This window comes from Cryobacterium sp. Y11 (genome assembly GCF_002929535.1).
GTDB lineage: Bacteria > Actinomycetota > Actinomycetes > Actinomycetales > Microbacteriaceae > Cryobacterium.
In genome coordinates this window covers 86581-105389 of sequence record NZ_PJJO01000052.1, presented here as the reverse complement: position 1 = coordinate 105389, position 18809 = coordinate 86581, and the positions used below count along the sequence as shown (strand labels likewise).

The 18809-nt window shown below is 63.2% G+C and carries 16 protein-coding genes; 6 read left to right on the top strand and 10 right to left on the bottom strand.

From position 1 onward, the window contains the following. The first annotated feature begins 87 nt into the window (after window positions 1-87). Together ald and cycA are read left to right on the top strand one after the other, a co-directional pair. A complete protein-coding gene (ald, locus tag CXY75_RS06290) occupies window positions 88-1224 on the top strand; it encodes an alanine dehydrogenase (RefSeq protein WP_104081978.1) in 1137 nt (378 codons plus the stop codon). Between the two features lie 154 nt (window positions 1225-1378). After that, the gene (gene cycA, locus CXY75_RS06285; protein WP_104081977.1) at window positions 1379-2845 is read left to right on the top strand and encodes a D-serine/D-alanine/glycine transporter; all 1467 of its coding nucleotides are present in this window, start codon (window positions 1379-1381) and stop codon (window positions 2843-2845) included. Between the two features lie 91 nt (window positions 2846-2936). Here cycA and CXY75_RS06280 read toward each other — a convergent pair whose 3' ends face one another. The 4 genes from CXY75_RS06280 to CXY75_RS06265 all read right to left on the bottom strand — a co-directional run bounded on the left by CXY75_RS06280 (window position 2937) and on the right by CXY75_RS06265 (window position 6891). Then, window positions 2937-3689 (bottom strand): SDR family NAD(P)-dependent oxidoreductase, encoded by a 753-nt coding sequence (locus CXY75_RS06280; RefSeq protein WP_104081976.1) that lies wholly within the window; start codon window positions 3687-3689, stop codon window positions 2937-2939. A 135-nt stretch (window positions 3690-3824) separates the two neighbouring features. Further along, a complete protein-coding gene (locus CXY75_RS06275; RefSeq protein WP_104081975.1) occupies window positions 3825-4655 on the bottom strand; it encodes a carbohydrate ABC transporter permease in 831 nt (276 codons plus the stop codon). Further along, a complete protein-coding gene (locus CXY75_RS06270) occupies window positions 4652-5572 on the bottom strand; it encodes a carbohydrate ABC transporter permease (protein ID WP_104081974.1) in 921 nt (306 codons plus the stop codon). The genes CXY75_RS06275 and CXY75_RS06270 overlap by 4 nt, the downstream gene beginning before the upstream one ends. 74 nt (window positions 5573-5646) lie before the next feature. After that, window positions 5647-6891 (bottom strand): ABC transporter substrate-binding protein, encoded by a 1245-nt coding sequence (locus tag CXY75_RS06265; RefSeq protein WP_158251136.1) that lies wholly within the window; start codon window positions 6889-6891, stop codon window positions 5647-5649. 219 nt (window positions 6892-7110) lie between these two features. On the opposite strand from CXY75_RS06265, the gene CXY75_RS06260 reads away from it, so the two are divergent. From CXY75_RS06260 to CXY75_RS06250, 3 genes are all read left to right on the top strand, one after another. Further along, the gene (locus tag CXY75_RS06260) at window positions 7111-8316 is read left to right on the top strand and encodes a Gfo/Idh/MocA family protein (protein ID WP_104081972.1); all 1206 of its coding nucleotides are present in this window, start codon (window positions 7111-7113) and stop codon (window positions 8314-8316) included. Window positions 8317-8325: 9 nt separating this feature from the next. Next, window positions 8326-9324: a LacI family DNA-binding transcriptional regulator gene (locus CXY75_RS06255; protein WP_104081971.1), complete on the top strand. Its 999-nt coding sequence runs from the start codon at window positions 8326-8328 to the stop codon at window positions 9322-9324. Window positions 9325-9717: 393 nt separating this feature from the next. Further along, window positions 9718-10200, top strand: coding sequence for a hypothetical protein (locus CXY75_RS06250; protein WP_233201768.1), 483 nt, complete (start codon window positions 9718-9720; stop codon window positions 10198-10200). Here the strand turns inward: CXY75_RS06250 and CXY75_RS06245 are convergent. From CXY75_RS06245 to CXY75_RS06220, 6 genes are read right to left on the bottom strand one after another with little or no spacing between them, the layout of a single operon-like run. Further along, window positions 10197-11861, bottom strand: coding sequence for an ABC transporter ATP-binding protein (locus tag CXY75_RS06245; protein ID WP_104081970.1), 1665 nt, complete (start codon window positions 11859-11861; stop codon window positions 10197-10199). The two genes, CXY75_RS06250 and CXY75_RS06245, sit on opposite strands and share 4 nt — an antisense overlap. Beyond that, complete coding sequence (locus CXY75_RS06240) at window positions 11858-12718, bottom strand: ABC transporter permease (protein ID WP_104081969.1); 861 nt, start codon at window positions 12716-12718, stop codon at window positions 11858-11860. Before CXY75_RS06240 ends, CXY75_RS06245 begins: the two co-directional genes overlap by 4 nt. Beyond that, window positions 12715-13656: an ABC transporter permease gene (locus CXY75_RS06235; RefSeq protein WP_104081968.1), complete on the bottom strand. Its 942-nt coding sequence runs from the start codon at window positions 13654-13656 to the stop codon at window positions 12715-12717. Before CXY75_RS06235 ends, CXY75_RS06240 begins: the two co-directional genes overlap by 4 nt. Window positions 13657-13700: 44 nt before the next feature. Next, the gene (locus CXY75_RS06230) at window positions 13701-15368 is read right to left on the bottom strand and encodes a TIGR04028 family ABC transporter substrate-binding protein (protein WP_104081967.1); all 1668 of its coding nucleotides are present in this window, start codon (window positions 15366-15368) and stop codon (window positions 13701-13703) included. 38 nt (window positions 15369-15406) lie between these two features. Continuing rightward, window positions 15407-16042, bottom strand: coding sequence for an alkylhydroperoxidase domain protein (locus tag CXY75_RS06225; RefSeq protein ID WP_104081966.1), 636 nt, complete (start codon window positions 16040-16042; stop codon window positions 15407-15409). 2 nt (window positions 16043-16044) lie between these two features. Next, a complete protein-coding gene (locus CXY75_RS06220; RefSeq protein WP_104081965.1) occupies window positions 16045-16647 on the bottom strand; it encodes a CMD domain protein in 603 nt (200 codons plus the stop codon). Window positions 16648-16807: 160 nt separating this feature from the next. On the opposite strand from CXY75_RS06220, the gene CXY75_RS06215 reads away from it, so the two are divergent. Beyond that, window positions 16808-18772, top strand: a complete 1965-nt coding sequence (locus tag CXY75_RS06215; protein ID WP_104081964.1) for an FAD/NAD(P)-binding domain-containing protein — start codon at window positions 16808-16810, stop codon at window positions 18770-18772. The last annotated feature ends 37 nt before the right edge of the window (window positions 18773-18809 follow it).

Sequence of the window (18809 nt, the reverse complement as noted above, 5' to 3'; positions counted from 1 at the left end):
GCCGCGACGGCCCACAAACCCGGGCTTATCGTTTTTATGCAGACCAAAGTCGGTCGGCCAAGCGTCTTCAAGAAGTAGGAGTTCCCCATGATCATTGGTGTTCCGTCCGAAGTTAAGAACAACGAATTCCGCGTGGCGATCACCGCCGCCGGAGTACACGAGGCCAAGCTCCACGGCCATACCGTGCTCGTGCAGGCCGGAGCGGGAATCGCCTCCGGCTTCACGGACACGGATTATGCAGCCGCCGGAGCCACAATCATCGATACTGCCTTCGAGGTGTGGGCAAGCGCTGACCTGATTCTCAAGGTGAAAGAGCCGATCGCCGCCGAGTACTCCTATTTTCGTGAGGGCCTGATTCTTTTCACCTACCTGCACCTCGCGGCCGAGCCCGCCCTCGCCACCGCCCTGCTCGAATCCGGCGTCACCGCCATCGCCTACGAGACGGTGCAAAAGGCCGACCGCTCACTGCCCTTGCTCGCACCGATGAGCGAGGTAGCCGGACGCCTCGCTGTTCAAGTCGGCGCTGCGTCGATGACCCGCCCCGGCGGCGGCCCCGGCATCCTGATGGGCGGCGTACCCGGGGTGCGCGCCGCCAAGGTGACCGTAATCGGTGCCGGCGTCGCCGGCTCTAACGCCGCCGCTATGGCCATCGGCATGGGCGCCGACGTCACCATCCTCGACATCAACATCGACCGCCTGCGCGAACTCGACGCGCAGTACGCCGGACGTTTGAAGACCATTGCCTCGAACGCCTACGAAATCAACCGCTCCGTCATCGAAGCCGACCTGGTGATCGGCTCCGTACTGATTCCGGGCGCCAAGGCCCCCAAGCTCGTCACGAACGAGCTCGTGTCGCGCATGAAGCGGGGCTCCGTGCTCGTAGATATCGCCGTTGACCAGGGCGGATGTTTCGAAGGCACTCATGCCACAACGCACGAGAACCCGACCTTCCCCGTGCACGGCTCGATCTTCTACTGCGTCGCCAACATGCCCGGCGCCGTTCCGCAGACATCGACCCTCGCACTGACCAATGTGACCCTGCCCTATGCCCTGTCGATTGCCGACCGTGGCGTGCGCGCAGCATTCGAGCGCGACGCCGCCCTCGCCGGCGGGCTGAACATCGCTGCCGGAAAGGTCGCCAACCGCTCGGTCAGCATCGCCCTCGACCTGCCGCTCGCCGACTGGACCGACCTCGTCACACAGGCCGAGGCCGCTCTCGTCTGACCGCTCTGTTCTCAAGTGCTGCGCTCGCAGCGCTGTATAGCGGATGCCGGGCCCTGGCTTATCCGCCAGCACCGGCATCCGCTACCCGCTTTTTCTCAGAGATCGGAGAACCCGACACTCTGTCAATCGTCTGGATTACAAGGAAGTATCTCCGATGTCGCAATTGAAACCCAACATTCGACTAGCCTCCAGCACACAGCCGCACCTGGCCCGATCGCTGTCGAACCGCCATATCCAGCTCATCGCCATCGGCGGTGCGATCGGAACGGGCCTGTTCATGGGCTCGGGAAAGACGATCTCCCTCGCGGGGCCGTCCGTGATCTTCGTGTATATGATCATCGGCTTCATGCTGTTCTTCGTGATGCGGGCCATGGGTGAATTGTTGCTCTCCAACCTCGAATACAAGTCGTTCAGCGACTTCGCTGGTGACCTGCTCGGGCCGTGGGCTGCCTTCTTCACCAGCTGGACGTACTGGCTCTGCTGGATAGTGACCGCCATCGCCGAGCTGATTGCGATAGCGCTCTACACGAGCTTTTGGTGGCCAGAGTTGCCGCTGTGGATTCCGGCGCTCGGGGCGGTGTTGATTCTGCTGGGTTTCAACCTCACGAGTGTCAAAGCGTTTGGCGAGACCGAGTTCTGGTTCGCGCTGATCAAGATCATCGCTATTGTGACGCTGATCGTCGTGGGTCTGGTGATGGTGTTCACGAAGTTCCAGTCCCCCGGCGGCACCGCGGCGAGTTTCAGCAATTTGTGGAACGACGGCGGGATGTTTCCGACCGGCCCCATGGGGTTCATCGCCGGCTTCCAACTCTCTGTCTTTGCCTTCCTCGGCGTCGAACTCGTTGGCACGACGGCCGCCGAAGCGCAGCACCCGGAGAAGAACCTTCCCAAAGCGATTAACTCGATCCCCATTCGCATCATGCTGTTCTACGTTCTGGCCCTGATCATGATCATGGCGGTCACTCCGTGGCGTGAGGTCACTGCCGATGTGAGCCCGTTCGTGGCAATGTTCGCCCTCGCGGGCCTCGGCGCTGCCGCGTCCGTGATCAACTTCGTCGTGCTCACGAGCGCGACCTCCTCAGCGAACTCCGGGCTGTATTCAACATCGAGAATGCTCTTCGGGCTGTCGGTCGACGGCACGGCACCGAGGCGCTTTCAACGACTAAGCCGCCACAAAGTACCGGCCAACGCCCTACTGTTCTCGTGCCTGTTTCTGCTCGTATCCGCTGTGCTTCTGTATGCGAGCTCGTCGATCATTGCCGTGTTCACGGTGGTGACGACAATGGCGTCGGTGCTGTTCATCTTCGTGTGGAGCATCATCGTGGTGAGCTACCTCGCTTACCGCAAGCGCCGCCCCGCGCTGCACGCGGCCTCAAAGTTCAAAATGCCCGGCGGTGTGTCCATGTGTTACGTCCTGCTCGCGTTCTTCGTCTTCTTAATCTGGGCACTCACCCAGAAGACCGACACCCTGCAGGCGCTGCTCGTGACACCGGTGTGGTTCATCGGGCTCGGCATCGTCTGGCTCATCATGCGTCGCCGCCCAGAGTTAGTTGCTCACCAGGAGCTTCACCGCGCGAATGTGCAGGCCGATCGGGTCGCGGCGCTCGCCTTCCGTCGCTGAGCCGCGCACCGGCGTCACTTCCGCGACCCGCGTCGCAGTCTCGCGCCGGCGGCATCCGCTTCACAACGGATGCCGCCGGACACACTGTTAGTTAGTGCGCGGAGTACCCGCCGTCGACGAGGTGGTAGCTACCGGTGATGAACGACGCGGCGTCGCTGAGCAGGAACAAGACAAGGGCAGCTACCTCGGCACTGGTGCCAAGGCGTCCCGTCGCGTGCTGAGCCTCGAGGGCGATGATCGCTTCGGCACCCATCGCGGAACGCACCAGCGGAGTGTCGATGAAGCCCGGTCCCACGGCGTTGGTGCGCACGTTTCGGGCCGAATACTCGAGGGCTGCAACCTTGGTCAGGCCGACGAGCGCGTGCTTGCTGGCCACGTAAGCCGCGTTCTGGGCGATGCCAACGGATCCGAGCACGCTGCTCATGTTGACCACGGAGCCACCGCCTGCTGCGACCATTGCGGGCAGCTGGTAGCGCATGCCATAGAACACGCCGCTGAGGTCGACGCCGATGACACGGTCCCACACAGCCGTGTCGTACTCGCCAATGTCGGCGGGCGCGCCGGCGATCCCGGCGTTATTCACGGCCAAGTGCAGGGCGCCGTAGGTGGCGACGGCGAAGTCCACGGCCGCTTCCGACTCGGCGGCAATCGAGGTGTTCTGCTTGAATGCGGACGCGGTTCCCGCCGCTGCGATGATCTCGTCGGTGACGCGCTGCGCCGCCTCGAGATTGATGTCGGTGACCACGACGGATGCGCCCTCTGTCGCGAGGGCCATTGCGATGGCCTCTCCAATGCCACTTCCGCCGCCCGTGACGATGGCGACCTTGTCGGTGAATGTACTCATGCCGTGACTCCTTGTCTCACGCCGAGGCGTGGTGCGTCCGCGCAAACCGCGCGGCGGCGGGAAAGTATCTTGCTATCAAGATAGTTTACGCCCGGCTCAGATGGTCGTATTCATTGGGCGGCGAGCCGGGGTCAGTTATTTCTCCGACCCCGCCACCATTCCCTTGATGAAGTAGCGCTGCAGAAACAGGTAGGCAATGAGCACCGGCAGCACAGCGAGGAGTGAAGCCGCCGATGCCGCGCCAAGGTTGCTCGATTGCGCCGAGAAGAAGGACGCGATCGATGGGGCGATCGTTCGGATCGCCGGGTCGGTCAGGATAAACGAGGACAGGGCATACTCGTTCCAGGTGCTCACCCCGGTCAGAATAGCGACGGTGGCGGTGACGGGTTTCAGCACGGGTAAGACCACCAGGAAAAACGTCTGGAACGCGCTCGCCCCGTCGACCGTGGCCGCTTCCTCTACCGATATCGGCAACGATCGCATGAATGCCGTGTAGAAGAAGATGCTGAGCGGCAGGTGCGTCGACACCATGACCGCAATGATCCCCCAGTAGGTGTTCACCGCCTGCATCTGCGTCAGCATTGTGTACAGCGGAACGAGAATACTGAGCGGTGGAATCATGATCAGCGCGAGAATGAGCGCTCCAACGGCCTTATTCATCGTGGTGAGCCGACGTGCCAGCGGGTATGCGGCCATGGCCCCCAAGAAACAAACCAGGATCGTGGATACACCCGTGACAATTGCGCTGTTCAAAATGGACTGCAGGATGTTGCCATCCGTGATTGCCGACATGAAATTGCCGAGGAACACTCCGTCCAGGGGCGGCAGCCATGTCGAGGAGAGGTCGGTGCGCTCCTTTAAAGAGGTGGTGATCGACACATAGAACGGCAGCAGCTGAAGGACGACAATGGCCAGCAACCCTGCGGCAAGCAGAATCTTGGCGGGACGGCCGAGTTTGGTGATCATTGCTGCTCCAGCCGACGTCGATTGAGGAGGGTGTTCAGTCCGAGGGTGAACACCACGATGATGAGAAACAGCACGACTCCCATGGCGGAGGCATAGCCCGCACTCTGGTTGTCGAAGTAGGCCACCCCGACCAAGGTGGACACCGAGTTGGTCGAGTAGCCGGGCCCGCCGCCAGTGAGCACCTGAATAATGTCGTAGAGTTTCAGCCCGCCGATCAGGTTGAGCACGATGCTGGTGGCAAAGGCAGGCTGCAGCAGGGGAATGGTGATGTGCCGAAACTGCTGCCAGGCGCCCGCGCCGTCGAGGTTGGCCGCCTCGTAGTAGACGGTGGGTATCGACTGAAGTCCGGCGAGATAGATGATCATCGAGATGCCCACGAACTGCAACGAGTTGACCAGCACAATGATCAGCACAGCGGTCTGGGAATCACTCAGCCAGGCTATGCGTTCGCCGCCGAACAAGGTCGTGATGTCGTTGAGGGCCCCATTGTTGTACTGGAAGAAGAGGTAGTACATGGTGCCCATGATCACCGGAGACACCAGCACCGGCAGGTAGATGATCGCGCGAATCGCAGTCCGTCCGCGCAACGGTCGATCGAGTGCCACGGCCAGACCCAGGCCAAGGATCTGTTGGATGACCGTGCTGCCGATCCCGAAAATGAAGGTGTTCAGCAGCACCATACGAAACGTCTCGTCTTCGAACAGACGCAGGTAGTTCGCTGCGCCTACGACATCGCGCGCCGCGCTGTACCCATTCCAGTTCGTGAACGAAAGGGTGATGCCATTCAGAAGCGGGTAAATCGTGAAGATGGCGAAGATGAGCAGCGCGGGGAGATAGAACACGTTGATACCGGCACCTCGACCGCGCCTCGGCCGCCGTCGGATGCCCGCTCGGGGCAGGGTTGTCACTTGCGACATCGATTCCTCCTCGGGAACTGTGCGTCGGGGCGCCCTCATCCGCAAGGGATGAGGGCGCCCCGTTTCCGGATTGGCTAGTTGGACTGCCCGAAGAGACTGGAGAAGTCACTCTTGACTTGGGTGAGCGCACCGGAGGGAGCGCTTTGTCCGGTGATCACCGAATCGGTCGAGGTGACCATGGTGTTCCACATCCCGTTGGGCAGATAGACCCTGTCAAAGTACGGCTTCAACGGGACTGTGCCATCCGCGACGTAGCGGTCGTAGCTGTCCTGTAGCGCTCCGAGCTCGGAGGTCGCGTTCGTCATGCCTGGGATGCTGCCAACAGCCGACGCGAGCGCCCCGGCCTGGGCTGGCTGGGCAAGGAAGTTCAGAAAGTCCTTCGCCAGCTCGAGATTGTCACCAGTTTTAGACAGCCCGTACGCGTTGTACTCGCCGCCGATCAGGTAGGGATCGTCACCGGTGATCGACGGCACTGGCAGGTAGCCGAGCGTCACGTCCGGGTTGTACTGCGTTGCGTTGCTCACCATGCTGTTTGGGTTGAAGGCGAAGGCCGCATCACCGGAACTGAGAGCCCGGGCGACATCGTCTTCGGATGCTGAGCTGTAGTCCGGGTTGTAAAGTTCCTGATCTTTCCAACTTTCCACCAAATCCAGCAGGTCCTGATACGGCTGGTCCACGAATCGGCCGGCGGCGAGTTCCGTGAGTTCGTCATCGGTATAGGCTCCCGGGGCCAGCCAGTCGGCGAGTTGACCGGCACCGGAGTCCTTACCCGCGGCAGCAATGGGAACTATGCCGGCCGCTTTCACGAGAGTTGCAGCATCCGTGAAATCGTCCCAGGTCACAATGTCGGCCGGATCGACGCCGACCTGGTCGAGGACGTCAGCGTTGTAGATGAGGCCGGCGACATCCGTATCGACGGGGAAGGCGAAGAACTCACCGGCGTCGTTCACCATCGCGTCGCTGAGAACCGGGTTAAAGTGCTCGGCCCACGGCTCGTCCTGAAGCGGCGCGAGGAACTCACTGTAGCGAAGAAGAGACCAGCCATGGGTCCACAGAATGTCGGGAACGTTACCGGCGGCCAAGCGCACTTTCATATCGGCTTCGTAGTTGGTGCCGGCCGGGATCAGATCAATCGTGACACCCTGGTTCGCCGCTTCGTAATCGCTGGAGGCCTCCTCGAAGGCCGCCATCAGCTGAGCATCGATGGACAATCCAGTCTGAAATTCGAGCGTCGTGCCCTCGCTCGCCGCCGAACTACAGCCCGTTGCGGCGAGCGCGATTACCGTACCGACGGCAAAGAGTACTGATCGTGACTTCATTGTCATTCCTTTGATCTTGGAGGTTTTCGGTTGCGGACTGACGCCAGACCACCCGGATTTGCCCAAATCTACACGAGTAGATTGATTTTAGCTAGAAGTATTTTTGATCTCTTTTTATTGAAATTACGGGGTAGATATCAGAGTTGTTTCGAGTAGACTCGGCAATCGTGTGCACCATGGCGGTGACACGCTTTGCCTCCAGCTTCGGAAAGGAAGCACATGTCGATCTCACTTGGACTTGTCGGCGCCGGTCAATTTGCCGGCCAGTTCGCCACCCTCTTCAAACTGCATCCCGGCGTGTCCCGAGTCGTCGTGACGGATGTCGTCACGGAACGCGCCCAGGAACTCAACGACCGTATCCACCTCGACGGCGTGGTCGACAACTTTGAGACCATGCTCGCCTCAGACGACATCGACTCGATCGCTATATTTACTCAGCGTTGGACCCACGGGCCTCTCGTTATCCAGTCGCTTCGGGCGGGAAAGAACGTCTATTCCGCTGTGCCGATGGCGATCAGCGAAGACGACATCGCCACGATCATCGAACTCGTTCGCGACACAAAGCTCTGCTACATGATGGGCGAGACCAGCTTTTATAACCCGGCAACGGTTTTCGCTCGGCAGAACTTCGCCGCCGGTAAGTTCGGCCGGGTTTTCTATGCTGAAGGGGACTACGTTCACGACATGGACTTGGGGTTCTACGATGCGTACAAGTACAGCGGCGGCGACGACTGGAAAAGCACCGCGAGCTACCCGCCCATGCTCTACCCGACCCACTCCATCGGGGGCGTTCTGGGAGCGATCCCGGATCACGCCACGAGTGTGAGCTGCATCGGCGTGCGCGACGATCGCAACGATGGCGTTTTCGACCGCGACATCAGCATGTTCGACAACGACTTCTCTAATGCCTCCGCGTTGTTCGAACTAGCCAGTGGTGGCGCCATGCGCATCAATGAGATGCGCCGCGTGGGCTACCCTTCGTACATCCGCGAGTCCAGGTTTCGCTTTTTCGGAACGGAAGGAAGTTTTGAACAGATGGCTACTGTCGCTTTCTGGCAGGACAAGACCGGCGTCGAAGATGTCTCAGCTCAGATCGACACTTCGGCTACTCTGACTGCAGACGACCCCTCGCTTGCCAATGTCTCTCCCGCGCTGCGGGACGCGTTCGTCTCCGGCCACGCCCTCATCCACGACACCGAGCGCCTCCCTGACGAATTCATCGGGGTGCACAACGGGCACGAAGGCAGCCATCACTTTCTCGTGGACGATTTCGTGACGGCCGTGAACACCCGGACCCTGCCGCCGGTCAACGCATGGGTCGCGGCTCGCTTCACACTTCCCGGCATTGTTGCACACCGTTCGGCCCTCGCTGGCGGAGAACGGCTACCGATCCATGATTTCGGAGACGCCCCACACGATGTGTGAGGATTAGCTGTGCCGAGCGACTTGTCGAAGAAAGCAATCACCCGTGCTGACGTCGCGCGCTATGCTGGCGTCAGCACGGCGGTTGTGAGCTATACCCTCAACAACGGCCCAAAGCCGGTAGCCTTCGCGACGGCGGAGCGCGTACGGAACGCCGTTCGTGTGCTCGGCTATCGGCCCAACGCCGCCGCCCGCGCGCTCAAACGAGGCTCTTCCGACATGATCGGGCTGGTCGTTCCGGACAGCAGCAACCCGTTCTTTGCCGAACTCGCGCAGGCAACGGAGGACGCTGCGGAGGCGCTCGGGTATGCCCTCGTCGTTATCAATGGCAATGACAGCGACGTCGTGCAGCACGTGAACCGCCTAGCCGGGCGACAGGTCGACGGCATTATCGTCGCCTGCGACTTGCGCCTGGTAGATATCGCCAATCTCACCGCCAGCGGAATCCGGCTCTCTCTTTTCAATCAGCTCCATCCCACTGAGGGCACACATGCCATCGGCTCGGACCTTTTCAATGGTGCCAAGGCGGGCGTGTTTCACCTTCTCCAGCACGGCCACACGCACATCGGGTTCGTCGGAAACACGACGCCGTCGGACACCCGCTTGCGCGGCTGGGAGGACGCTCTTCGCGAGGGGGGCGTTGCGCCCGGCCCTCGTTATCCGGCTGGCTACTCACGCGAAGGCGGCTACGCTGCCGGCCAGAAGCTCGTGGCCAGCAGCGACCGGCCTACGGCCCTCTTCGTAAGCACGGACATGCAGGCGGTAGGTGTGCTGCGCGCGCTTCATGAACGCGGTGTCGAAGTGCCGCGGGAGATCGCCATCGTCTCCCTGGATGGAACGCCGGAATCCGAGTACAGCTGGCCTGCTCTCACCACACTGCGTCAGCCCGTACGGCAAATGGCGAAGGATGCCGTAGCCCACCTTCTTGGGCACGCTGAAGCCGCCGATGACCATCGCCTCTATCCCCTGGAGCTGGTCGTTCGCCAGTCCTGTGGCTGCGCGCTTCCATAGCGCGCGCGGGCGTCTGATGGCGGGCGCAGCGTTTTTACTGCGGTCTCGCGGGCTGGGCATCACCAGCGGCGCTACCGAGGAACCGGCGATACGTGACCTGGCGCGTATCGCCGAGAGCCGATGCGATCCCGGTTCAGGTCACGCCACGCCACGCCACGGGCGAAGGCTTGCCGCACGTGAAAACTGGCCATCCTCGAGATCGCGCCGGGTCTGTGTGCCCGCACGCAGGGCCATGAGGTGGCCTACGGAGCCCTTCGGATCCCTTGCTATGGTCTTCAACTGTGCCGTGAGAATGCGTTGACATCGGAACGCCCGTCTCAAGATGGTGACAACTCTGACCCGGCCGACGGCATCCGTTTCGAACTGCGTGCGGATGGTCGGTACGCTGGCGAGATGGGGAAAACCGAAACACGACCATCGCGCCGCGCTGTCACGGCGGTATTAGTGGGCTTCGCGGTCGTGGCCGGGTACGCAATCGTCGGGGTGCTGCAGATACTGGTGTGGAATCCGCTGGCCGCGGTGCCTGGCGCGACGCTCGGGCAAATTCGAGCGGATATGGCCCGCGTAGATGAGTCACTCACCGCTGACTTAGTTCTCATTTGGGGTGCGATCGGAATAGCCCTGGCCGCCGTGGTCTTGCTGGTCGCGACCCGTCGACACACCAGCCCGGTCGCGGCTTACCTCGTGCTGCTGGTGTTCGCAGCGCCCGGGCACATTTTTGTTGCCTTCGCGCCCGGCATGTCGCTCGCGGATACATTCATGATTTCGGGTGGGGACCACGCCCCCTGGGGCATGGCGCTCTACCTGGTCAGCGCCGCAGCCCTCGTTGCGCTGATTGTGCTGATTATTCGCGCAGCGCGCAGCACTCGAGCTTAGAGCGCGCGAGACTGTGCCCGGCGCCCGGGGATCGCGTCGAGCAACGTCACCGTGTACGGGTGCTGGGGCGAGGCGAAAACGTCTTCGGTAATGCCGGACTCGACGGCGACGCCGTGGCTGAGCACGGTCATGGTCTGCGCCACCTGCCGAACCACGGCCAGATCGTGGGAGATAAAGAGGTACGCCGTACCCAGCTCCCGCTGCACCTCGGACAACAGCTCGAGAATGCTCGCCTGCACGGTCACGTCGAGCGCCGATACCGCCTCGTCGAGCACGAGCACGGTCGGCTCGAGCACGAGCGCCCGCGCAATTGCAACCCGCTGTCGCTGCCCGCCCGACATTTCGTGCGGGCGCTTGGCCGCCATCGTTGCGGGTAGGCTGACCCGATCGAGGGCTGCGAGCATGCGTTGCTGGCGTTCGCGCGCGGACCCGATACGGTAATTGCTCATCGGCTCGACCAGAATCTGCTGCACACTCTGCCGCGGATCCAGACTGCCGAACGGGTTCTGGTACACCATCTGCAGGCGCCGCCGGGCTTGCCGCAGCTGCTGTCCCGACACGCTCGTCATGTCGACGCCGTCGACTAGGATGCCGCCCGACGTTGGTTTCTGAAACCCCATGACGGCCCGCGCGATCGTTGATTTGCCCGAGCCGGACTCGCCCACGAGCGCGTGGGTCATGCCGCGGCGCACCTCAAACGAGACTGAATCCACCGCCCGCAACCCCGGTAACGTGCGCCCCCGGGAGAACACCTGCACCAGATCATTCACCACGACCACCGGCTCGGCGTGCTGCGATAGGGCGAGCTGCGCCCGCACGTCGTCACTCGTGCGCACCGCGGCGCTCAGCGCGGGTGCATCGGCCAGAAGTGCGCGCGTGTATTGCGCTTGCGGGTGCCACAGCACCGCCGCGCTTGGCCCCTGTTCCTGCACCCGGCCATCCTTCAACACGATGACGTGGGTGGCTCGGTCCGCCGCGACGGCCAGATCGTGGGTGACGAGCAGAACGGATGTCCCACTCTCTGCACGCAGTTCGTCGAGCAGATCCAGGATGGTTTTCTGCACCGTCACATCGAGGGCGCTGGTGGGCTCGTCGGCGATGATCAGTGCCGGACGCATGGCAATCGCACTGGCGATCAGCACCCTTTGTTTCATGCCGCCCGACAGCTCGTGTGGATACTGCTTCACCCGAAGCTCCGGCTCCGAGATCTGCACCCGCTCCAGCAGTTCGATGACTCGCCGCCGGGTCGCTGGCGCGTTGCCGAAGCGGTGCAGGTTCATGACCTCCGCCAGGCTGTCACCGATGCGCCGCACCGGGTTCAGAGAGTTGTGCGGGTCTTGCGGCACGAGACCGATGTGCGAGCCCCGCAGCCGCAGCCACTGCTTCGACGACCATTCGGTCACATCCAGACCGCCCAAACGGATGCTGCCGTGCGTGATTCGCCCATTGGCCGCCAGCAGTCCGATCAGCGCCTGCGCCGTCGTCGTCTTGCCCGAACCCGACTCGCCGACGAGCGTGAGGGTGTCTCCGCGGCCCAGGCTGAAGGAAACGTCGTGCAGGACCGCCGTGTCACCGGTGCGCCCGCTGTAGGCGATCGACAGGCCGTCGACCTCGACGACGGGGGCGGAGGCGTTCCACCCGGCCAGCTGCTTCTGGATCATGCGCGGTTCCTCTCGGAGATGGCGGTGGAGATGCGGTTGGCGGCGAGCACGGTCAGAACAACGACAACACCGGGGATGGTGGTCAGCCACCAGCTGGTCGCGATGTAGTTGCGACCCTCGGCAATCATCAGGCCCCACTCGGGCGTTGGCGGCGGGGCGCCGTAGCCGAGAAATCCGAGAGCGGCGATGGAGAGAATCGCCGTGCCGAACTGCAGCGCCGCCAGCGCGATGACAGGGGTGAGCGAGTTCGGCAGCACGTGCCGCAGCAGCACACTGACGAAGGAACCGCCGCTCGCGAACGCGGCCTCGACGTAGTCCATTGCCCGTACCCGCATCACCTCGGCGCGAGCCAAACGGGCAAAGGCGGCAACGCTCGTAATGCCGACAGCAATCGCGACCTGCGTGGTACCAAAGCCGAGCACGATGATGATGCTGAGCGAGAGCAGCAGACTCGGCACGGCCAACAGTACGTCGACCAGCCGCATCAACACGGCATCCACCACGCCGCGCACCGATCCGGCCACCAGGCCGATGCCGGTACCGAAGACAAGCCCGAAAAGTACTGCGATGAGCGCGGTCACCAGGGTGTGTACCGACCCGAAAACGACCCGGGTGTACATGTCACGACCGGTGGCATCCGTTCCAAACCAGTGTGCGGCGCTCGGCGCCTGCAGTCCGTCGGTGGCAACACCCACGATGGGGTCACCGTGGGCAAAGAGGCCGGGCAGCACGGCCCAGGCCACCATGAGCGCGAGGTAGACGGCGGCGGCGACGAGCAGGATCGGCCGGGCCCGACCGGCCCGGCGCACCGAGGAACGCCGGGTGCTGGGCTCGCTGGTGCGGGTCGTGTCGCTCATGCGTTGACCGTCGCGATCGTCTTCAGCCGCGGATCAAGAAGGGGATAAAGCAGATCGACGAGCAGATTGACCAGCACAAAGATCGCGGCGGAGATCACGACGATGGCCTGCAGCACGGGGGCGTCCTGGTTGGTGACGGCCTGCTCTGTCGCCCGACCGATGCCGGCACGACCGAACACCGTCTCGGTGATGACAGCGCCGCTGATCAGTTCACCCAGCAACAGTCCGGCGATCGTCAGCGCTGGTAGCACCGCGTTGCGGGCCACGTTGCGGCTCAGGATCCACCACTCACTCGCGCCCTTCGACCGCACCACGGCGATGAAGGGCTGCGTGAGAACGTCGTCGATCGATCGAATCAGCACCTGCGCCATCGGGGCGGCGATGGGCAGAGCAAGAGCGGCGACGGGCATGATCAGTCCCTCGATCGGGCCGGGGTTGATGACCGGTAGCCAGCCGAGACGAAAGGAGAATACCTGAATCAGTACGATACCGAGCCAGAAAACCGGTACCGAGATGAACAACGATGGCAGTGACCGCAGCATGGTGCGCAGCCACGGCAACCACGACAGCTGGGCCAGAACGGCCAGGGCGACCGCGAGCACGATCGCCACGACGAACGCGCTCGTGGCCAGCACCAGGGTGTTGGGCAGCGCCGACGCGATGATCACACTCACCGGCGTGCCCGACTGCACGGAGTACCCGAAGTCCCCGACCAGAAATCCGCCGAGGGTGTCGAAAAACTGCTGCCAGATCGGTATGTTGGCACCGAGCGAATCGCGCAGCAGGGCGATCTGATCGGGGCTGAGACCCGACTCGGGGCTTTCAAACTTGATCAGCAGGGCATCCCCCGGCAGCGCCTGTAGCAGCACGAATGCCGCCGTGAACGCGATGGCCAGCACGATGACGGCCTGACCAATCCGGCCCAGAATGTATGACACGAAACGCTCCTTGACGGGGTGGGATTATGCCGGGTGGGTGCGTGCTACTTGTCGAGCCACACCTGCGAGAAGCCCGGGCGGGCGACGGCCTCGTAGCTGAGGTCGTGCACGTACGGCGCGATGCCGTAGACCTGTGGTTCCTCGAACAACGGCACCACGTACGCCTGCTGAGCCAGGTAGATTTGCGCGGCCTGCGTGTTGATAATGCGGGCTTCGGCATTGGGCTCGGAGGCGACCGCCTGCAAAATCTCATCGAGTTTCTGGTCGCCGATGGAGGCATCCGTTTTATTCAGGTTGAGCGTCACGTTGCGGTTCGTGGAGAAAAACTGACTCTTGATCACGTCAAAATCGGCGCGACCGACCATGGACTGGAACACCTGAACCTGCGAGCCATCGAGCACCGCTGCGGCAAAGTTGCCGGCATCCGCTCGTAGAATCTTCAACTCGATGCCAACCTCGGCGAGCTGCTGCGCGACCAGGGTGAGCACGTCGAAGGACCGCGGCTGCGGGCCAGCCTCAGATGCTGTGATTGACAGCCGCAGACCGTCTTTCGAGCGGATGCCGTCGGTTCCCTCGGCAAACCCGGCGTCATCGAGCAGCGCAGCCGCTTTCTCGGGGTCGTACTCGAAGTACTCCGTGGTATCGACGTAGCCGAGCGCGCTCTGCGAGAGGATCGACGTGGCGACCGGGTAGTTATCGGAGAACAACGCCTGCACAATCGTGTTGCGATCGACGGCAGCAATAATGGCCTGGCGCACGCGGATGTCTTGCAGCGCCGGCTCCCGGAAACGCAGGTTGAGGCTGTTGTTGACGCCGTTGGTCTGCGCCGCAGCGAGGGTGTATCCGGCGCCGGTAACCTGCGCCTCGTCCTGCGCTTCGACCTTACGGGCGACGTCACCCTGGCCGGAGATCAGCGATCCAACGCGCACGCTGTTCTCAGGCGTGACGATGAATTGCACGGCGTCAATCGAAGGGCGGCCCTGATGGGCGAAGCTGGCCGGCGCCCAGTCGTAGTCGTCGCGGGCAGTGATGGTCAGCTGCGCCCCGAGCTGTTCGTCGGTGACGACGAACGGGCCAGAGCCGATGATCTCGGTCGCCGAGCCGGCGCCGAAACCGTCGAGGTCTTTCGTGAGTGTGTCGGCCGAGATGAGACCGGACGTGATCGTGGATGTCGCCTGCAGAAACCCGGGCGAAGAGGCACTGAAGTGGAAGATGACGGTGTCATCGTCGACGACCTCGCTATGGTCATAGTTGTTCACGGCCTCGGAGATCGCGAGGCTGCGGTCGGGGTCACCCTGGCCGAACAGGTCGAAGTTCGCGGCAACGACGGATGCATTGAGTGCGGAACCGTCGGAGAAGGTGACGTCTCCACGCAGGTTGAAGGTGAACTGTGTCGCATCGTCGTTGACGACCCAGTCCGTGGCGATCCACGGCTCGAACTCGAGCGTTTCGGTATCTTGGTAGACGAGCCGGTCGGTGATGTTGTTCACGACACCGCCGTTGGGATAGAAGCCGGCGGCCGGCGGATAGAGGCTGGTGAAGGCATCGGGTTCGAGGTAGACGAGCGTGCCGCCGTCGGTGCGTTCGCCGGAACCGGTGGCCGCCGACTGCCCGCCGGATGAGCAGGCGGTGAGCACGAGTACGGCCGCAAGGGATGCGGCGATAACGAGGGTGCGGCCAGGGCGACCGGTGACTGAATCTGAAATGGACATGCGGGATCGCTTCCGTGAGGTGGTATGCGGGGGTGGAGTTACGGGGTGGCGCGTTGGCGTGGCGCCGGCACCTCTGGCTCGCCGAGGGAGAGCATCAAGCGGTTGGCCCAGTTGAAAAACGCTGCGCCGGCGATGGCGTCGGCAATCTCGACATCGGTCAGGCCCAACTCGGTGAGCCGGGCGATATGGGCGGGACCGAACTCGTTCGGGGTGACGGTGAGTGCTCGCGCGGCCTCAATCAGGGCGTCCCAGCGGGCATCGGTCCTGACCGTGACGCCCTCATCGAGCAGCGCCTGCACGTCGTCGCCGCGACCGGAGAGTCTCGTGGCGTTGCGCGAGTGAACGGAGGCGCAGAACACGCATCCGTTCACCCGTGAAACGGTCGCTGCGGCGAGTTCGCGTTCCGCCAGCGGTAGACCGCCGTCGGCGTTGCCGAAGATGTCGAAGTCGGTGAGGGTACGGGCGGCGAGAATCTCTGGTTCGTGGGCGAGCAGGGCGAAGTAGGGCATCTGGGCGCGGGCTCGATCGACGAGTCCGTTCCAGTGGCGCTCCTCGAATTCAGCAGGCGAAAGCGGTTCGAGCCAGGGCACCCAACCGAGACCGTTCTGGGTGAACCCGTCTGGGCGGTGCAGATCGGGGTAGCTGGTGACGAGGTCGGCCGTGTGGGGCGTCATTATCAGTCCTTCCAGGTGGAACGGAGCACAGTGAGGCCAACGGCCACGCGAATCTGAAAGCTGAGAAACGCGACGAGTTGAGCGACGGCAACGATCTCACCGGTGGTCCACCCGACATCCACCAGTTTCTGCAGTTCGGCGGGGGCACTCTCCCGCGGACGAAAGACCAGAAGGTGGGCGTATTCGAGCAGGGCGCTCAGCTCGTCGCCGAGCACCTGCCGGTCTCCGCTTCGGATCTCGAGGCGAGGGCCGTCGGTCGATTCGGGAGCCAGTGCCGGCTCCCGAAACTGGCCGAACGGACCGCTCGTGCGGCCGTAGTCACTTACGTCGTGAAGCGTCTGAATAATCTCGGCGCGGGACTCTGCTTCGGCGAATTGCTGCTCGTAGTGCGCGGTGAGAGGGGTGTCACCGTGCAGCCGCACGACGACGACGGCTACCGCGAAACGTTCCGGCACCGACAGGGCGCCGGTGAACGCGGGTTCGAAAATGCTCTGATAGCTGAGCTGAACATTGCTGCGGGTAGCGGGCCGACCGCGGCGAACGAGGTCGAGGCGGTCGCCAATACTGATATCGAGTGCCCGGTCGAGCACGTCAGGAATGGTCATGGGTACTCCAGTCAGACGGTCGGCGGTAAATTTCAGCCTTCCGATACCCACGCTAGACGCGTCCACTGGCCACCCGAGCCGGAACGACTTGTGGCGTCACACGCAGCTCGAGAGCCACCGTGAATGTGCGTCGGGTCCAGGAAAGAGGTAGACATCTACTATGCCTTTTTCTCGCCCCGCTTCGTTGTGCCTCGTCGGTGTTGGTCCACGCGGCGTGTCAATCGTCGAACGATTGGCCGCCAATACCGCCCTGCTTTCGCCCGGAGAACCGTGGGTGCTGCACCTCGTCGACGACGCCGAGCTCGGCGCGGGGCGCATCTGGCGCACCGACCAGACCCTTGACCTGTGCATGAACACGCTCGCCGGCGCCGTGACGCTGTTCACTGACTCGTTTGTGACGATGAGCGGTCCGGTCGTGGACGGACCGAACCTGTACGAATGGTGCCTGTTGGCGGTGAACGCGCTGCGCGGCATGCGTTCGGACGAGGTCGAGCAGATTGCGCCGGTGCGCCGATCGGTCTTTGGCACCGTCGACCTGCCGCCGGTACTTTTTGAGAGGCCACAACTCGTCGACGAGATGGCACTCGTGCGGCCGGAAAGTCACCCCAGTCGGGTGCTGTACGGCGCCTATTCCACCTGGGTTCTCGCCTACGCGCTTAGCGCGCTGCCGGCCGAGGTGACCGTTCTGCGGCATGACGCTCGGGCCACGAGCGTTCGACTGGTGGATGGCAGCCCGGTCGTTCAGCTGGATTCCGGGCAGACGCTCGCAGTGGACGATGTGATTCTCTCGCTCGGCTGGCTGGCGCGGCAGAACACGGCGGCCGATGCCGAACTCGCGCGCCTCACCACGGGCGATGATCGGTTCGTGTGGGTAGGGCCCGACAGCCCGATCGACCAGGACCTTTCTGCGGTGCCGGCTGGGGAATCCGTCATTGTGCGCGGGCTCGGAATGGGGTTCTTCGACACGATGATGCTGCTCACCCAGGGCCGCGGCGGACGTTTTGTACCGGGCAGTGACGGCCTGAGTTATGAACCTTCCGGGCGCGAACCCGTGTTGCACGTGACGTCACGCCGCGGGGTACCGTTCCGGGCGAAGTCGCTTTATGGCGCGCTGCCGCCTGCAGCGCAGCTGAGCCGGTTGCTGGCGTTCCGGGCATCCGCTGTGATTGATTTTGACAGCGATTTGTGGCCGCGCATCGTGCTCGACGCGCATGAGGCCTGGTATCGCACGCTGCATCAGCTACGGCCCGAAGCGTTTAGGGTGCCGCTGGACGTGGTGATCAGCGCGCTCGACGCTGGCACGCTCGACACGCTCGATGGGAGGCTGACCGCACTCGTGCCCGTGTCGACCGACCGGTTCGATCTTGCCGTCGCCATGAACCCGGCGAGCGCCAGCTTCGACTCCCCCGCGGCGTTTGACACCTGGGTAGCCGATTACCTGAGCGCCGACCTGCACGAGTCGGGCCTCGGGGTGGCGAGCGAGCTCAAGGCGGCACTCTGGGTGTTTGGGTCTGCGCGCAAGACGGTTTCGAAACTGCTCGCGTTTGACGGCACGACCGCTGACAGTTTCGCCGGGCGCGCGCACCGCGATTTTCTGGCGTTCGGCGGCATGGTGGGTAGCGGACCGCCGGCATTTCGCAGCGCCCAACTGCTCGCTTTGGCGCAGGCCGGTATCGTGCACTTCATCGGTCCCGGGTCGACGCTTCGGGTGTCTGCCGGCGCGTTTGTGGCGCAATCGCCGCGGGTTCACGGGTCAGAAGTACGCGCGCACGTGCTGATCGACGCCTGGATGCACTCTCATGATGTGACCGTGACGAACGATCCGGTTATCGCGGGACTGAGCGCGTCCGGTGTGCTGCGGGCGCATCATCGCATTTCGCGGGCCGGCATCGACGTCGCAGACGGCGGGGTTGATATTGAACAAATCACGAGCCGGTTGATTGATGCCGAGGGGGTCGCGAGCAGAAACGTACACCTCGTGGGAATCCCGGTGAGCGACACGCGCGGCGACACCGTCATCAGCCCTATGCCCCGAGCGGATGCGACGTTCCTGCGCGAGACGGACGGCGTCGCCCGTGCGGCGCTTCAGACCCTGGCCGCAGTGGCAGTACGCAGCTACGTCTGAGTCAATCCACCGCGGGCTCACCGTGCGCAGCACCGTC

Bases quoted from the DNA above. Each gene is read 5' to 3' on its own strand.
- ald (WP_104081978.1), top strand. From the start codon at position 88: ATGATCATTGGTGTTCCGTCCGAAGTTAAGAACAACGAATTCCGCGTG.
- cycA (WP_104081977.1), top strand. From the start codon at position 1,379: ATGTCGCAATTGAAACCCAACATTCGACTAGCCTCCAGCACACAGCCG.
- CXY75_RS06280 (WP_104081976.1), bottom strand. From the start codon at position 3,689: ATGAGTACATTCACCGACAAGGTCGCCATCGTCACGGGCGGCGGAAGT.
- CXY75_RS06275 (WP_104081975.1), bottom strand. From the start codon at position 4,655: ATGATCACCAAACTCGGCCGTCCCGCCAAGATTCTGCTTGCCGCAGGG.
- CXY75_RS06270 (WP_104081974.1), bottom strand. From the start codon at position 5,572: ATGTCGCAAGTGACAACCCTGCCCCGAGCGGGCATCCGACGGCGGCCG.
- CXY75_RS06265 (WP_158251136.1), bottom strand. From the start codon at position 6,891: ATGAAGTCACGATCAGTACTCTTTGCCGTCGGTACGGTAATCGCGCTC.
- CXY75_RS06260 (WP_104081972.1), top strand. From the start codon at position 7,111: ATGTCGATCTCACTTGGACTTGTCGGCGCCGGTCAATTTGCCGGCCAG.
- CXY75_RS06250 (WP_233201768.1), top strand. From the start codon at position 9,718: ATGGGGAAAACCGAAACACGACCATCGCGCCGCGCTGTCACGGCGGTA.
- CXY75_RS06245 (WP_104081970.1), bottom strand. From the start codon at position 11,861: ATGATCCAGAAGCAGCTGGCCGGGTGGAACGCCTCCGCCCCCGTCGTC.
- CXY75_RS06240 (WP_104081969.1), bottom strand. From the start codon at position 12,718: ATGAGCGACACGACCCGCACCAGCGAGCCCAGCACCCGGCGTTCCTCG.
- CXY75_RS06230 (WP_104081967.1), bottom strand. From the start codon at position 15,368: ATGTCCATTTCAGATTCAGTCACCGGTCGCCCTGGCCGCACCCTCGTT.
- CXY75_RS06225 (WP_104081966.1), bottom strand. From the start codon at position 16,042: ATGACGCCCCACACGGCCGACCTCGTCACCAGCTACCCCGATCTGCAC.
- CXY75_RS06220 (WP_104081965.1), bottom strand. From the start codon at position 16,647: ATGACCATTCCTGACGTGCTCGACCGGGCACTCGATATCAGTATTGGC.
- CXY75_RS06215 (WP_104081964.1), top strand. From the start codon at position 16,808: ATGCCTTTTTCTCGCCCCGCTTCGTTGTGCCTCGTCGGTGTTGGTCCA.